Source organism: Streptomyces europaeiscabiei (genome assembly GCF_036346855.1).
In the GTDB taxonomy this organism is placed as follows: Bacteria; Actinomycetota; Actinomycetes; order Streptomycetales; family Streptomycetaceae; genus Streptomyces; species Streptomyces europaeiscabiei.
In genome coordinates this window covers 6269436-6285268 of record NZ_CP107841.1, presented here as the reverse complement: position 1 = coordinate 6285268, position 15833 = coordinate 6269436, and the positions used below count along the sequence as shown (strand labels likewise).

Below are 15833 nucleotides of genomic sequence, written 5' to 3'. Positions count from 1 at the left end.
GCCCAGGTGATGTGAAGTTCACTACCGCCCAGGCCGTCCGGCGGGCGCTGGGGCACCTGCCGTCCCGTCCGCCGTTCACGGGCGCGGACGGGAACCCGGTGTTTCCGGCCGGTGAGCTTGGCGATCACATTCCGTGATGATCTTCGCGTGGGACGCCGAGCCCTGACGGCCGAGCAGTGGGCCGCGCTGCCACACCCGGCACACCCGGCGGACCTGGTCGAGTCTCAGACGCTGGGCGTCTACCCAGTCCTCCGGCAGCCGTACCAGGACGCGGACCGAGGTGAGGGACACGACGGGGTCTGTCACCGTGACCTCGACGGCGTCGAGGACTCTGTTCCGGGAGTGGTAGGGGCCCTTCGGTGTGATCCGGACCTCCGGGTTGCGTCCGTCGTCCATCCACTCGACCGGCCGGCCCTCGGCGAGCAGGTCGAGCGCCTCTCCCCAGTTCTCCAGGTCCTCTGGCAGCAGGCACACCTCCTTGAGGTGACCGTTCGCGAACTCGCTGGCCACCACGATGTCGACGTCGAGACAGCTGTCCCACGGCAGACCTGGGGTCGTCGGTCCCACCACACGGACGACGACGCTGTTCTCCTCGTCGGCAAGGTGAAGGAGCTCCAGTTGTCCGTCCTCGGTGGTGATCATTCCGTTCACAGCGCTAGGCCCAGTCGTCATGCTCGGGCTCCGGCTCCGGCTCCACATCGGGCCAGTCGAAGTCCCCACCCGCGTCCGCCGTCGAAGCCGGGCCGGACTCTTCCTCGCCCACGGGGGCCGAACCCGAAGCCGGCGGGGTCACCGACGCCCCACCGGAATCCCCGCCCAGCGAAGCGAGCACCCCCAGCACCCCCTCCCCGTACGTCGCCAGCTTCTTCTCGCCGATTCCGCTGATCGTGCCGAGTTCGGCGACGGACGCGGGGGCCGTGGCCGCGATCTCGCGGAGGGTGGCGTCGTGGAAGATGACGTAGGCGGGGACGCCCTGTTCGCGGGCCTGGTCGGCGCGCCAGGCGCGCAGGGCCTCGAAGACGGGGAGCAGGTCGTCGGAGAGCTCGACCGCCGCCTTGGGCTTGCGGTCGCCCCGGCCGGAGCCGGAGGAGCCCGCGCCGGACGACGCCGACCGCGTGGTCACCGGCTTCTTCGGTTCCTTGCGCAGCGGCACGTCCCTCTCCCGCCGCAGCACCGCCCCGCTCTCTTCCGTGAGCACGAGCGTGCCGTACTCGCCCTCGACCGCGAGGATGCCCTGCGCGAGCAACTGCCGCACGACGCCCCGCCATTCGCCCTCGGCCATGTCCTCGCCGATACCGAAGACGGAGAGCTGGTCGTGGTCGAACTGGATGACCTTCGCGGTCCGCCGGCCCAGCAGGATGTCGACGATCTGCACGGCGCCGAACTTCTGGCCCCGCTCCCGCTGCAGGCGCACCACCGTAGAAAGCACCTTCTGCGCGGCGACCGTGCCGTCCCAGGTCTCCGGCGGTACGAGGCAGGTGTCGCAGTTGCCGCAGCCGTCGGCCTGCGGTTCCTGGCCGAAGTACTGGAGCAGCTGGCCCCGGCGGCACCGGGCGGTCTCGCAGAGCCCCAGCATCGCGTCCAGGTGGCCGGCGGCCCTGCGGCGGAACGCCTCGTCGCCCTCACTGCCCTGGATCATCTTCCGCTGCTGTATGACGTCGTTGAGGCCGTACGCCATCCACGCCGTGGACGGCAGTCCGTCGCGGCCTGCGCGGCCGGTCTCCTGGTAGTAGCCCTCCACCGACTTCGGCAGGTCCAGGTGTGCGACGAACCGAACATCGGGTTTGTCGATGCCCATGCCGAAGGCGATCGTGGCGACGACCACGAGCCCTTCCTCGCGCAGGAACCGCGACTGGTGGGCCGCGCGGGTGCCGGCGTCGAGCCCTGCGTGGTACGGCACCGCCTCGACGCCGTTCTTGCTCAGGAACTCCGCCGTCCGCTCGACGGAGTTCCTGGACAGGCAGTAGACGATGCCCGCGTCGCCCGCGTGTTCCTGGCGCAGGAAGGACAGGAGCTGCTTCTTCGGGTCGGCCTTGGGCACGATCCGGTACTGGATGTTGGGCCGGTCGAAGCTGGCCTCGAAGTGGCGGGCCCGGGGCATGGCCAGCCGCTCGGTGATCTCCCGGTGCGTCGCGTGGGTGGCGGTGGCGGTGAGCGCGATGCGCGGCACGTCCGGCCAGCGCTCGCCCAGCAGCGAGAGGGACAGGTAGTCGGGCCGGAAGTCATGTCCCCACTGGGAGACGCAGTGCGCCTCGTCGATCGCGAACACCGCGATCTTGCCGCGTCCGAGCAGATCCAGCGTGGCGTCCAGGCGCAGCCGCTCGGGGGCGAGGTAGAGAAGATCCAGCTCCCCGGCCAGGAACTCCGCCTCGACCACGCGCCGCTCGCCGAAGTCCTGCGTGGAGTTGATGAACCCGGCGCGTACGCCCAGCGCCCGCAGCGCGTCCACCTGGTCCTGCATCAGCGCGATCAGCGGGGAGACCACAATGCCCGTACCGGGTCTGACCAGGGACGGAATCTGGTAGCAGAGGGACTTGCCGCCGCCGGTCGGCATGAGTACGACGGCGTCGCCGCCCGCGACCACATGCTCGATGACGGCTGCCTGTTCGCCCCGGAAGGCGTCGTACCCGAAGACCCGGTGGAGCACGGCCAGCGCCTCGCTGTCCGCTCCGGTCGTCCTGTCCTCGTCCGCCATCACACTCGTCCCGCCCGTCCCGATCATCGCCCGTCCCCCGCGCCCTTGCGTCCCGCGCCGCCCGTACGTCCTCCAGCCCTGCCACCATAGGCGCCCGCACCGACAGCCTCAGAGTTATCCACAGGCTCCACCCGTGCGGGGCGGTCCCGGCCCGGTACGGACGGCGGGACCCGGCCCCTGAAGGAGCCGGGTCCCGCCGCATCCGAACGACCGAGCGGAGCGCTACCGCACGAACACGCCCGCCTGTCCCGCCAGGTCCAGGAAGTACTGCGGCGCGATGCCCAGCACCAGCGTGACGGCGACACCGACCGCGATCGCGGTCATGGTCAGCGGCGACGGCACGGCGACCGTCGGCCCCTCGGGGCGCGGCTCGCTGAAGAACATGAGCACGATGACGCGGATGTAGAAGAACGCGGCGATGGCCGAGGAGATCACACCGACCACGACGATCGCGCCCGCGCCGCCCTCCGCAGCAGCCTTGAACACGGCGAACTTCCCGGCGAACCCGGAGGTCAGCGGAATGCCCGCGAAGGCCAGCAGGAAAACCGCGAACACGGCCGCCACCAGGGGCGATCTGCGTCCGAGGCCGGCCCACTTGGACAGATGGGTCGCCTCGCCGCCCGCGTCCCGCACCAGCGTCACCACGGCGAACGCGCCGATCGTCACGAACGAGTAGGCGCCCAGATAGAACAGCACGGACGAGACGCCGTCGGGCGAGGCCGCGATGACACCGGCGAGGATGAAGCCGGCGTGGGCGATCGACGAGTAGGCGAGCAGTCTCTTGATGTCGGTCTGGGTGATGGCGACGATCGCGCCGCCCAGCATGGTGACGATGGCGACGGCCCACATCACCGGCCGCCAGTCCCAGCGCAGGCCGGGCAGGACGACGTACAGGAGCCTGAGCAGCGCGCCGAAGGCGGCCACCTTGGTCGCCGCCGCCATGAAGCCCGTGACCGGTGTGGGCGCGCCCTGGTACACGTCGGGCGTCCACATGTGGAACGGCACCGCGCCGACCTTGAACAGCAGGCCCATGACGATCATGGCGACGCCGATGAGCAGCAGGGCGTCGTTGCCCATGGTGTCGGCGAGGGCGGGGTTGATCTCGCCGATCGTGCCGTCGACGACCTGGGCGATCGTCGCGTACTTCACCGAGCCCGCGTAGCCGTACAGCAGTGCGATGCCGAAGAGGGTGAAGGCGGAGGCGAAGGCGCCGAGCAGGAAGTACTTGACCGAGGCCTCCTGCGACATGAGCCGCTTGCGGCGGGCCACGGCGCACAGCAGGTAGAGCGGGAGGGAGAAGACCTCCAGGGCGATGAACAGGGTCAGCAGGTCGTTGGCCGCCGGGAAGATCAGCATGCCGGCGATCGCGAACAGCAGCAGCGGGAACACCTCGGTGGTGGTGAACCCGGCCTTCACGGCCGCCCTCTCGCTGTCGCTGCCGGGCACGGAGGCGGCCTGCGCGGCGAAGGAGTCGACCTTGTTGCCGTGCGCCTCGGGGTCGAGGCGCCGCTCGGCGAAGGTGAAGACGCCGAGGATGCCGGCCAGGAGGATCGTGCCCTGCAGGAACAGGGCCGGTCCGTCCACGGCGACGGCGCCCATGGCGGCGATGCCGGCCTTCGTAGTGCCGTATCCGCCCGCCGCGAGCGCGACGACCGCGGCGAAGGACGCCGCGAGGGCGACGACGGAGACGAACACCTGGGTGTAGTAACGGGACTTGCGTGGCACGAAGGCCTCGATCAAGACCCCGATGATCGCCGCCCCGAGGACGATCAGGGTGGGCGACAACTGCCCGTATTCGATCTTCGGCGCGTCGATCTTCGTGATCGGGTCGGCCGCGGTTGTCCACAGGCTGTGGACGGCGGTTGCGCTCACTTGGCGGCCTCCACCTCGGGCTGGGGGTCCTTCTTCTGGACGTCGGACATGGTGTGCTCGACCGCCGGGTTGACGATGTCGGTGAGCGGCTTCGGGTAGACGCCGAGGAAGAGCAGCAGGACGATCAGCGGGGTGACCACCACGAGCTCCCGCACCCTCAGGTCGGGCATCCCCTCGACCTCGGCCTTCACCGGGCCGGTCATCGTCCGCTGGTAGAGGACGAGGACGTAGAGCGCGGCGAGGACGATGCCGAGGGTGGCGATGATCCCGATCACCGGGTAGCGCGCGAACGTGCCGACCAGGACAAGGAACTCGCTGACGAACGGGGCGAGGCCGGGCAGCGACAGCGTCGCGAGGCCGCCGATCAGGAAGGTGCCGGCGAGCACCGGCGCGACCTTCTGCACGCCCCCGTAGTCGGCGATGAGCCGGGACCCGCGCCGGGAGATCAGGAAGCCCGCCACCAGCATGAGGGCGGCGGTCGAGATCCCGTGGTTGACCATGTAGAGCGTCGCGCCCGACTGGCCCTGGCTGGTCATCGCGAAGATGCCCAGGATGATGAACCCGAAGTGCGAGATCGACGCGTACGCCACCAGCCGCTTGATGTCCCGCTGGCCGACCGCGAGCAACGCCCCGTAGATGATGCTGATCAGCGCCAGGACGAGGATCGCGGGCGTCGCCCACTCGCTGGCCTCCGGGAACAGTCCGAGGCAGAAGCGGAGCATCGCGAAGGTGCCGACCTTGTCGACGACCGCCGTGATGAGGACGGCGACCGGCGTGGTGGACTCCTGCATGGCGTTGGGCAGCCAGGTGTGCAGCGGCCACAGCGGGGCCTTCACCGCGAAGGCGAAGAAGAAGCCCAGGAACAGCCACCGCTCGGTGCTGGTCGCCATCTCCAGCGTGCCGTTGGCGCGGGCCTCGGCGATCTCCGGGAGCGAGAAGTTCCCGGCGACCACGTACAGGCCGATCACCGCGGCCAGCATGATCAGGCCGCCGACCAGGTTGTAGAGGAGGAACTTCACGGCGGCGTACGACCGTTGCGTGGCCGCCGTCTCCTCGCCGTGCTCGTGGGCCCGGTCCCCGAAGCCGCCGATGAGGAAGTACATCGGGATGAGCATGGCTTCGAAGAAGATGTAGAAGAGGAAGACGTCGGTGGCCTCGAAGGAGATGATCACCATCGCCTCGACGGCCAGGATCAGGGCGAAGAAGCCCTGCGTGGGCCGCCACCGTGTGTTGCCGGTCTCCAGGGGGTCGGCGTCGTGCCAGCCCGCGAGGATGATGAACGGGATCAGCAGAGCGGTGAGCGCGATGAGCGCCACCGCGATGCCGTCCACGCCCAGTTCGTACCGCACCCCGAAGTCCGCGATCCAGGCGTGGGACTCGGTGAGCTGGTAGCGGTCGCCGTCCGGGTCGAAGCGGACCAGGATGATCACGGCGAGTACGAGCGTGGCCAGCGAGACGATCAGCGCCAGCCATTTCGCGGCGGTGCGCCGCGCGGCCGGTACGGCGGCCGTGGCGATCGCCCCGAGGGCCGGGAGCGCCGCCGCCGCTGTCAGCAGAGGAAAGGACATCGGTATCAGACCGCCCTCATCAGCAGGGTCGCGGCGATGAGGATCGCAGCACCGCCGAACATCGAGACCGCGTACGACCGGGCATAGCCGTTCTGGATCCGGCGCAGCCGCCCGGAGAGGCCGCCCATCGAGGCCGCCGTGCCGTTGACGACGCCGTCGACCAGGGTGTGGTCGACGTAGACGAGGGAGCGTGTGAGGTGCTCTCCGCCGCGTACGAGGACGACGTGGTTGAAGTCGTCCTGGAGGAGGTCGCGCCGAGCGGCCCGGGTGAGGAGCGATCCGCGCGGGGCGACGACGGGGACGGGCTTGCGCCCGTACTGGAGCCAGGCGAGGCCGACGCCGATGACCATCACGGCGACCGTGGAGATCGTCACCGTCAGGGCACTGATCGGGGGGGTGCCGTGCTTGTGGCCGGTGACGGGCTCCAGCCAGTGGACGAACCGGTCGCCGATGCTGAAGTACGCGCCGCCGAAGACCGATCCGACGGCCAGCACGATCATGGGGATCGTCATGACCTTGGGCGACTCGTGCGGGTGTGGTTCGTGGCCGTGCTCGTCGGGCTGCCAGCGCTTCTCGCCGAAGAACGTCATCAGCATCACGCGCGTCATGTAGAACGCGGTGATGGCCGCGCCCAGCAGGGCCACACTGCCGAGGATCCAGCCCTCGGTGCCGCCCTTGGCGAACGCCGCCTCGATGATCATGTCCTTGGAGAAGAAGCCGGACAGACCGGGGAAACCGATGATGGCGAGGTAGCCGAGGCCGAAGGTGACGAAGGTGACCGGCATGTACGTCCGCAGGCCGCCGTACTTGCGCATGTCGACCTCGTCGTTCATGCCGTGCATGACCGAGCCGGCGCCGAGGAACAGCCCGGCCTTGAAGAAGCCGTGCGTCACCAGGTGCATGATCGCGAAGACGTAGCCGATGGGGCCGAGGCCCGCGGCGAGCACCATGTAGCCGATCTGCGACATCGTCGAGCCTGCGAGGGCCTTCTTGATGTCGTCCTTCGCACAACCGACGATCGCACCGAAGAGGAGCGTGACCGCGCCGACGACGGTGGTGACGAGCTGGGCGTCCGGGGCGCCGTCGAAGATGTTGGCGGAGCGGACGATCAGGTAGACGCCCGCGGTGACCATGGTCGCGGCGTGGATGAGGGCCGAGACGGGGGTCGGGCCCTCCATGGCGTCCCCGAGCCAGGACTGCAGCGGCACCTGGGCGGACTTGCCGCAGGCGGCAAGCAGCAGCATCAGGGCGATGGCGGTCAGCTTGCCCTCGCTGGTCTCACCGGTGGCCTCCAGGACCGGCCCGAAGGCGAACGTCCCGAAGGTGGTGAACATCAGCATGATGGCGATGGACAGGCCCACGTCGCCGACGCGGTTGACCAGGAAGGCCTTCTTCGCGGCGGTGGCGGCGCTGGGCTTGTGCTGCCAGAAGCCGATCAGCAGGTACGAGGCGAGGCCCACGCCCTCCCAGCCGACGTACAGCAGCAGGTAGTTGTCGGCGAGGACGAGCAGCAGCATCGCCGCGAGGAACAGGTTCAGATAGCCGAAGAAGCGGCGCCGGCGCTCGTCGTGCTCCATGTACCCGATGGAGTACACGTGGATGAGCGAGCCGACTCCGGTGATCAGCAGGACGAACGTCATCGACAGCTGGTCGAGCTGGAAGGCGACGTCCGCCTGGAAGCCCTCGACGGGGATCCAGCTGAACAGGTACTGGCCCATCTCCCGGTGTTCGGCGTCCTTGCCGAGCATGTCGGCGAAGAGGACGACACCGATGACGAAGGAGGCGGCGGCCAGGGCCGTGCCGATCCAGTGGCCGACGGCGTCGAGGCGCCGGCCGCCGCACAGCAGGACGGCCGCTCCTAGCAGGGGCGCCGCGACCAGCAGCGCAATCAGGTTCTCCACGATTCTTCCGACCCCTTACAGCTTCATCAGGCTGGCGTCGTCGACCGAGGCCGAGTGGCGGGACCGGAAGAGCGACACGATGATCGCGAGTCCGACCACGACCTCCGCGGCGGCGACGACCATCGTGAAGAAGGCGATGATCTGGCCGTCGAGATTGCCGTGCATCCGGGAGAAGGCGACCAGCGTGAGATTGCAGGCGTTGAGCATCAGCTCGACGCACATGAACACCACGATCGCGTTCCGCCTGATCAGGACGCCGGTGGCGCCGATCGTGAACAGCAGGGCGGCGAGATACAGGTAGTTGACGGGATTCACTTCGATGCCTCCCCGCGCTTGCCGCCGTTCCCGCTGTGGGTGCGCTCCAGGCGGTCCTCGGCGCGCTGCTCCAGGGCCTTGAGGTCGTTGAGGGCCTCCGTCGACACGTCGCGGACCTGACCCCGGTCCCGCAGCGTCTTGCTGACGGTCAGCTCGGACGGCGTGCCGTCGGGCAGCAGGCCCGGGATGTCGACCGCGTTGTGCCGGGCGTAGACGCCCGGGGCCGGCAGCGGCGGGAGGTGCTTGCCCTCGCGTACACGCTCTTCGGCCAGTTCCCGCTGGGTCTTGGGGCGCTCGGTGCGCTCACGGTGGGTGAGGACCATGGCGCCGACGGCGGCCGTGATGAGGAGGGCGCCGGTGAGCTCGAAGGCGAACACGTAGTCGGTGAAGATCAGGGCCGCGAGGCCCTCCACGTTCCCGCCCGCGTTCGCCGTGCCGAGGCCGTTGAACTCCGTCAGTGAGGCGTTGCCGATGCCCGCGGTCAGCAGGATGCCGAAGCCGAGGCCGCAGAGGAGGGCCAGCCAGCGTTGGCCCTTGATGGTCTCCTTCAGGGAGTCCGCCGCGGTGACGCCGACGAGCATCACCACGAACAGGAACAGCATCATGATCGCGCCGGTGTAGACGACGATCTGCACGATGCCCAGGAAGTAGGCGCCGTTGGCGAGGTAGAACACCGCCAAAATGATCATGGTGGCGGCGAGGCAGAGCGCGCTGTGCACGGCCCTCTTCATGAAGACGGTGCACAGGGCGCCGATCACGGCGACCGTGCCGAGCACCCAGAACTGGAAGGCCTCACCCGTGGAGGTGGTGTAGGCGGCGAGTTGCGCGCTCATGCCTGTGCCTCCTCTTCTTCCGGCTTCTCGCCCTTGGAGGTGGCCACCTGACGCACCGTGCCGGGCGCGGCCTCGGTGACCAGCCCCCGGTAGTAGTCCTGCTCGTCGGTGCCCGGGAAGATCGAGTGGGGCGAGTCGACCATGCCCTCCTCCAGCCCGGCGAGCAGTTGCTCCTTGGTGTAGATGAGGTTGGCGCGGCTGCTGTCCGCCAGCTCGAACTCGTTGGTCATCGTGAGCGCGCGCGTGGGGCACGCCTCGATGCACAGGCCGCACAGGATGCAGCGGGCGTAGTTGATCTGGTAGACGCGGCCGTACCGCTCGCCCGGCGAGTAGCGCTCCTCGTCCGTGTTGTCGGCGCCCTCCACGTAGATGGCGTCGGCGGGACACGCCCAGGCGCACAGCTCGCAGCCGATGCACTTCTCCAGGCCGTCCGGATGGCGGTTGAGCTGGTGCCGGCCGTGGAACCGTGGGGCCGTGGTCTTGGGCTGCTCGGGATACTGCTCGGTCAGCCGCTTCTTGAACATGGCCTTGAAGGTCACGCCGAAGCCGGCGACGGGGTTCTGGAAACCGGGCTTGGTCTCCTTCGGCTCCTCAGCCATCGGACGCCTCCTTCCCATTCGAAGATCCGTCACTGTCAGTATCGGACCCACCACTGACAACCAGCTCCCGCTCCCGTCGCGGACGCCTGCGCGGCACCGGCGGGAGGGTCTGTCCGGGCAGGGGCGGTACGGGGAACCCGCCGGCCATCGGGTCGAAGGCGGCCGGTTCGGCGGGCTGGTCCTGTGCCTCGCGCCGGTCGCGGAACATGTCGGCGACGACGGAGAGCAGGAACAGCACGATGACGGCGCCCGCGACGTACAGGGCGATCTCGGCGAAGTCGTAGTTCTCGTTCCTGAGGGTCCGTACCGTCGCGACGAGCATCAGCCAGACCACGGAGACCGGGAGGAGGACCTTCCAGCCGAGCTTCATCAGCTGGTCGTAGCGGACGCGCGGGAGGGTGCCGCGCAGCCAGATGAAGAAGAACAGCAACAGCTGCACCTTCACCACGAACCAGAGCATCGGCCACCAGCCGTGGTTGGCGCCCTCCCAGAAGGTGCTGATGGGCCAGGGGGCCCGCCAGCCGCCGAGGAAGAGCGTCACCGACACGGCGGAGACGGTCACCATGTTGACGTACTCGGCGAGCATGAACATCGCGAACTTGATCGACGAGTACTCGGTGTTGAAGCCGCCGACCAGGTCGCCCTCGGACTCCGGCATGTCGAAGGGGGCGCGGTTGGTCTCACCGACCATCGTGATGATGTAGATGACGAAGGAGACCGGCAGCAGCACGATGTACCAGCGGTCCTGCTGCGCCTCCACGATCGCCGACGTCGACATCGACCCCGAGTAGAGGAAGACCGAGGCGAACGCGGCGCCCATGGCGATCTCGTAGGAGATCATCTGCGCCGCGGAGCGCAGGCCGCCGAGCAGCGGATAGGTGGAGCCGGAGCTCCAGCCCGCCAGCACGATGCCGTAGATGCCGACGGAGGCGACCGCGAGGATGTAGAGCATCGCGATCGGCAGGTCGGTGAGCTGCATCGTGGTGCGCTGGCCGAAGATCGAGATCTCGTTGCCGGCCGGGCCGAAGGGGATCACCGCGATCGCCATGAAGGCCGGGATGGCCGCGACGATCGGCGCGAGGACGTAGACGACCTTGTCCGCGCGTTTGACGATGACGTCTTCCTTGAGCATCAGCTTGATGCCGTCGGCGAGCGACTGGAGCATGCCCCAGGGGCCGTGCCGGTTGGGGCCGATGCGCAGCTGCATCCAGGCGACGACCTTGCGCTCCCACACGATGGAGAACAGCACGGTGATCATCAGGAAGGCGAAGCAGAACACCGCCTTGACGACGACCAGCCACCAGGGGTCGCGGCCGAACATCGAGAGGTCTTCAGCGGCGAGGTACAAGCTCATGCCTCCACCTCCTCGGGGGCCTCGGCGGCGAGCGTCGCGGGGCCGATACGGACCAGTGCGCCGGGCAGCGCCCCGGTGTCGGAGGCGACGCCCGTACCGGTGGAGTTCAGCGGGAGCCAGACGACGCGGTCGGGCATCTCGGTGATCAGCAGCGGCAGTTCGACGACCCCGGCGGGGCCGCTGACCGCGAGGACGTCGCCGTTCTTGACGCCCGCCTCGGCGGCCGTGGCGGCGGACACACGCGCGTGTGCGGCGTGCCGCGTGCCGGCGAGCGCGTCGTCGCCGTCCTGGAGGCGGCCCTGGTCGAGGAGCAGCCGGTGCCCGGCGAGTACGGCCTCCCCGGCGGCCGGGCGCGGCAGTCCGGCCGCGACCTCCACCGGCTCGTTGGCCCTCGCGCCGTCCCACGCCCCGAGGCGGTCCAGCTCCGCGCGCGTGGTGCGCAGATCGGGCAGCCCCAGGTGGACGTCCATGGCGTCGGCCAGCATCTGCAGGACACGGCCGTCGGCGGGTGCCACCCGGCGGGTCATCTGGTCGGGCTTCAGCGCGGCTTCGAACATCCGCACGCGGCCCTCCCAGTTGACGAAGGTGCCCGCCTTCTCGGCGACGGCGGCGACCGGAAGGACGATGTCGGCCCGTTCGGTGACCTCGCTGGGCCGCAGCTCCAGTGAGACCAGGAAGCCCACCGCGGAGAGTGCCTCACGCGCGCGTGCCGGATCGGGCAGATCGGCGAGTTCCACACCCGCCACCACCAGGGCCCCGAGCTCTCCGGTGGCGGCGGCCTCGACGATCTGCCCGGTGTCCCGGCCGTACCGCGAGGGGAGTTCGGCGACGCCCCAGGCGGCGGCGACCTCCGCGCGGGCGCGCGGGTCGGTCGCCGGGCGGCCGCCCGGCAGCACCGAGGGCAGCGCGCCCGCCTCGACGGCGGCGCGCTCCCCGGCCCGGCGCGGGATCCACACCAGCTTCGCGCCGGTCAGGGACGCGGCCCGTACTGCGGCGGTGAGCCCGCCCGCCACGGCCGCGAACCGCTCCCCGACGACGATGACCGCGCCCTCGGTACGCAGCGCCTCGGCGGCCTTGGTGCCGTCGTCGTCCAGTCCGAAGCCGCTCGCGAGGGCGTCCAGCCACTCGGTCTCGGTGCCGGGCGCGGCGGGCAGCAGCGTGCCGCCGGCCTTCGCAAGGCCCCGGGTGGCGTGCGTGGCCAGCGAGAACACCTGCTGCTTGTGCTTGCGCCAGGCCTTGCGCAGCCTCAGGAAGACACCGGGCGCCTCCTCCTCCGCCTCGAACCCGACCAGCAGGACCGCGGGCGCCTTCTCCAGGAAGGCGTACGTGACGCCCGTACCGTCGAGGTCACGGCCGCGTCCGGCGACCCGGGCCGCCAGGAAGTCGGCCTCCTCGCCGCTGTGCACGCGTGCGCGGAAGTCGATGTCGTTGCTGTCGAGGGCCACGCGCGCGAACTTGCTGTACGCGTAGGCGTCCTCGACGGTGAGCCTGCCGCCGGTCAGGACACCGGCCCGGCCGCGCGCGGCGAGCAGCCCCCGGGCGGCGGCCTCCAGGGCCTCAGGCCAGGACGCCGGTTCCAGGACGCCCTCGGCGTTGCGGACGAGGGGGGTGGTCAGCCGGTCCGGGCGCTGCGCGTACCGGAACGCGAACCGCCCCTTGTCGCAGATCCACTCCTCGTTGACCTCGGGGTCGTTGGCCGCGAGGCGCCGCATGACCTTGCCGCGCCGGTGGTCGGTGCGGGTCGCGCAGCCGCCGGAGCAGTGCTCGCAGACGGACGGCGAGGAGACGAGGTCGAAGGGGCGGGAGCGGAATCGGTACGCCGCCGAGGTCAGCGCGCCCACCGGGCAGATCTGGATGGTGTTGCCGGAGAAGTACGACTCGAAGGGGTCGCCCTCTCCGGTGCCGACCTGCTGGAGTGCGCCCCGCTCGACCAGCTCGATCATCGGGTCGCCGGCGACCTGGTTGGAGAAGCGGGTGCAGCGGGCGCACAGCACGCACCGCTCACGGTCGAGCAGCACCTGCGTGGAGATCGGCACGGGCTTCTCGTAGGTGCGCTTCCTGCCCTCGAAGCGGGACTCGGAGTGGCCGTGCGACATGGCCTGGTTCTGCAGCGGGCACTCGCCGCCCTTGTCGCAGACGGGGCAGTCCAGCGGGTGGTTGATGAGCAGGAGCTCCATCACCCCCTTCTGGGCCTTCTCCGCGACCGGGGAGGTGAGGTGGGTCTTGACGACCATCCCGTCCGTGCAGGTGATCGTGCAGGACGCCATGGGCTTGCGCTGGCCCTCGACCTCGACGATGCACTGGCGGCAGGCGCCGACCGGGTCGAGGAGGGGGTGGTCGCAGAAGCGGGGGATCTCGACACCGATCTGTTCGGCGGCCCGGATGACCAGGGTGCCCTTGGGCACGCTGATGTCGACTCCGTCGATGGTCAGCGAGACGAGATCTTCCGGCGGGACCGCCGCCTCTCCCCCTCCGGAGGGAGCGCTGGTGGTCACTGTCATGCGTTCACCTCCGCGTGCTTGTCCTTGTCGGCCCAGACGGTCGACTTGGCGGGGTCGAAGGGGCAGCCCCGGCCCGTGATGTGGTCCTCGTACTCCGCGCGGAAGTACTTGAGGGAGGAGAAGATCGGCGAGGCGGCGCCGTCGCCGAGGGCGCAGAAGGACTTGCCGTTGATGTTGTCGGCGATGTCGTTCAGCTTGTCGAGGTCGCTCATGACGCCCTTGCCGGCCTCGATGTCGCGCAGCAACTGCACCAGCCAGTAGGTGCCTTCGCGGCAGGGGGTGCACTTGCCGCAGGACTCGTGGGCGTAGAACTCGGTCCAGCGGGTGACGGCACGCACGACGCAGGTCGTCTCGTCGAAGCACTGGAGTGCTTTCGTGCCGAGCATGGAACCCGCGGCGCCCACTCCTTCGTAGTCAAGAGGGACGTCTAGGTGCTCGTCGGTGAACATCGGGGTCGAGGACCCGCCCGGCGTCCAGAACTTGAGGCGATGCCCGGGTCGCATTCCGCCGCTCATCTCCAGGAGCTGACGGAGCGTGATGCCGAGCGGCGCCTCGTACTGGCCGGGGCTCGTGACATGGCCGCTGAGCGAGTAGAGCGTGAAGCCGGGAGACTTCTCGCTGCCCATCGACCTGAACCATTCCTTGCCCCTGTGCATGATCGCGGGAACCGACGCGATCGACTCGACGTTGTTCACGACAGTCGGGCACGCGTAGAGGCCCTCGACGGCAGGGAAGGGGGGACGGAGCCGCGGTTGACCACGGCGGCCTTCGAGCGAGTCGAGCAGCGCGGTCTCCTCACCGCAGATGTACGCGCCCGCGCCCGCGTGCACGGTGAGTTCGAGGTCGAGTCCGCTGCCCAGGATGTTCTCGCCGAGGAAGCCCTCCGCGTAGGCCTCGCGTACGGCCTCGTGCAACCGCCGCAGGACGGGAACGACCTCACCACGCAGATAGATGAAGGCATGCGAGGACCTGATGGCATAACAGGCGATGACAATGCCCTCGATGAGGCTGTGCGGGTTCGCGAAGAGGAGCGGAATGTCCTTGCACGTTCCGGGCTCCGACTCGTCGGCGTTGACAACCAGATAATGCGGTTTGCCATCGCCCTGCGGAATGAACTGCCATTTCATTCCGGTCGGGAATCCCGCGCCGCCGCGGCCGCGCAGCCCGGACTCCTTGACGTACGCGATGACGTCGTCCGGTGACATGGCCAGCGCCTTGCGCAGCCCCTCGTACCCGTCGTGCCTTCGGTAGACGTCGAGCGACCATGCCCGGTCCTCGTCCCAGAAGGCCGACAGCACGGGTGCGAGCAGTTTCTCCGGGCTGGTGCCCTTGATCTCGGGTGCCAACGTCATCACTCCCCCTCCTCGGCTGCGGGCCCCGCCGGGTGGGCCGGGTCCGAGGCCGACGTGTCCTGCGGCGCGTCGTGCGAGCTGAGGTGCTCGGTGGGTGACGGCTCGTGCACCTTGTCGCGCGGCTCGTCGTGCGGTCCGCCGTCCCGCGGATGGACCACGCGCGCGGGTCCGGCCTCTCCCCTGGCGAGGCGGAGGCCGACCAGCGAGGCGGGTCCCGCTCCGCCGCTCGCCTCGACGGCCCCCGGCCGCTCGTCGGGGAAGCCGGCGAGGATCCGCGCGGTGTCCTTGAAGGTGCACAGCGGTGCCCCGCGCGTGGGCCGGACCTCGGTGCCCGCGCGCAGGTCGTCGACGAGGCGCTTGGCGCTGTCGACGGTCTGGTTGTCGAAGAACTCCCAGTTGACCATCACGACCGGCGCGAAGTCGCAGGCCGCGTTGCACTCGATGTGCTCCAGGGTGACCTTGCCGTCGTCGGTGGTCTCACCGTTGCCGACACTCAGGTGGTCCTGCAGCGCCTCGAAGATCGCGTCACCGCCCATCACCGCGCACAGGGTGTTGGTGCAGACGCCCACCTGGTAGTCACCGGAGGGCTTGCGCCGGTACATGGTGTAGAAGGTGGCGACCGCGGTGACCTCGGCCGTGGTCAGGCCGAGCACCTCGGCGCAGAACCGCATGCCGGTGCGGGTGACATGGCCCTCCTCCGACTGCACGAGATGCAGCAACGGCAGGAGAGCGGACCGGGAGTCCGGGTAGCGGGCGACGACCTCGGCGGCGTCCCGCTCCAGCCGGGCTCGAACGTCGTCCGGGTAGTCGGGCGCGGGCAGTTGGGGCATGCCCAGGCTGACG

General features: G+C 69.5%; 12 protein-coding genes. All 12 read right to left on the bottom strand.

The annotated features are described in order from the left end of the window. Nucleotides 1–75: 75 nt before the first annotated feature. The 12 genes from OG858_RS27510 to nuoE all read right to left on the bottom strand — a co-directional run bounded on the left by OG858_RS27510 (nucleotide 76) and on the right by nuoE (nucleotide 15820). Nucleotides 76–672 carry a DUF5959 family protein gene (locus OG858_RS27510; protein ID WP_319322312.1) on the bottom strand — a complete coding sequence of 199 codons (597 nt, stop codon included), beginning with the start codon at nucleotides 670–672 and terminating at the stop codon, nucleotides 76–78. After that, the gene (recQ, locus tag OG858_RS27505) at nucleotides 656–2722 is read right to left on the bottom strand and encodes a DNA helicase RecQ (RefSeq protein ID WP_319066353.1); all 2067 of its coding nucleotides are present in this window, start codon (nucleotides 2720–2722) and stop codon (nucleotides 656–658) included. The genes OG858_RS27510 and recQ overlap by 17 nt, the downstream gene beginning before the upstream one ends. 195 nt (nucleotides 2723–2917) lie before the next feature. Then, complete coding sequence (gene nuoN / locus OG858_RS27500; RefSeq protein ID WP_328544322.1) at nucleotides 2918–4567, bottom strand: NADH-quinone oxidoreductase subunit NuoN; 1650 nt, start codon at nucleotides 4565–4567, stop codon at nucleotides 2918–2920. Further along, nucleotides 4564–6135 (bottom strand): NADH-quinone oxidoreductase subunit M, encoded by a 1572-nt coding sequence (locus OG858_RS27495; protein WP_086748388.1) that lies wholly within the window; start codon nucleotides 6133–6135, stop codon nucleotides 4564–4566. The genes nuoN and OG858_RS27495 overlap by 4 nt, the downstream gene beginning before the upstream one ends. A 5-nt stretch (nucleotides 6136–6140) precedes the next feature. Next, entirely contained in the window at nucleotides 6141–8036 is a 1896-nt protein-coding gene (gene nuoL / locus OG858_RS27490; protein ID WP_328544323.1) for an NADH-quinone oxidoreductase subunit L, read from the bottom strand. A gap of 15 nt (nucleotides 8037–8051) precedes the next feature. Then, entirely contained in the window at nucleotides 8052–8351 is a 300-nt protein-coding gene (gene nuoK, locus OG858_RS27485) for an NADH-quinone oxidoreductase subunit NuoK (RefSeq protein ID WP_005481399.1), read from the bottom strand. Beyond that, nucleotides 8348–9184, bottom strand: a complete 837-nt coding sequence (locus tag OG858_RS27480; protein WP_086748386.1) for an NADH-quinone oxidoreductase subunit J — start codon at nucleotides 9182–9184, stop codon at nucleotides 8348–8350. Before OG858_RS27480 ends, nuoK begins: the two co-directional genes overlap by 4 nt. Next, nucleotides 9181–9783: an NADH-quinone oxidoreductase subunit NuoI gene (nuoI, locus tag OG858_RS27475; RefSeq protein ID WP_086748385.1), complete on the bottom strand. Its 603-nt coding sequence runs from the start codon at nucleotides 9781–9783 to the stop codon at nucleotides 9181–9183. The genes OG858_RS27480 and nuoI overlap by 4 nt, the downstream gene beginning before the upstream one ends. Next, nucleotides 9776–11137 carry an NADH-quinone oxidoreductase subunit NuoH gene (gene nuoH, locus OG858_RS27470; RefSeq protein WP_086748384.1) on the bottom strand — a complete coding sequence of 454 codons (1362 nt, stop codon included), beginning with the start codon at nucleotides 11135–11137 and terminating at the stop codon, nucleotides 9776–9778. The genes nuoI and nuoH overlap by 8 nt, the downstream gene beginning before the upstream one ends. Further along, nucleotides 11134–13638 (bottom strand): NADH-quinone oxidoreductase subunit G, encoded by a 2505-nt coding sequence (locus OG858_RS27465; RefSeq protein WP_086748383.1) that lies wholly within the window; start codon nucleotides 13636–13638, stop codon nucleotides 11134–11136. The genes nuoH and OG858_RS27465 overlap by 4 nt, the downstream gene beginning before the upstream one ends. Next, nucleotides 13635–14990, bottom strand: a complete 1356-nt coding sequence (nuoF, locus tag OG858_RS27460; RefSeq protein ID WP_319066354.1) for an NADH-quinone oxidoreductase subunit NuoF — start codon at nucleotides 14988–14990, stop codon at nucleotides 13635–13637. Before nuoF ends, OG858_RS27465 begins: the two co-directional genes overlap by 4 nt. Then, nucleotides 14990–15820 (bottom strand): NADH-quinone oxidoreductase subunit NuoE, encoded by an 831-nt coding sequence (gene nuoE / locus OG858_RS27455; RefSeq protein WP_086748390.1) that lies wholly within the window; start codon nucleotides 15818–15820, stop codon nucleotides 14990–14992. Before nuoE ends, nuoF begins: the two co-directional genes overlap by 1 nt. Between the last annotated feature and the right edge of the window lie 13 nt (nucleotides 15821–15833).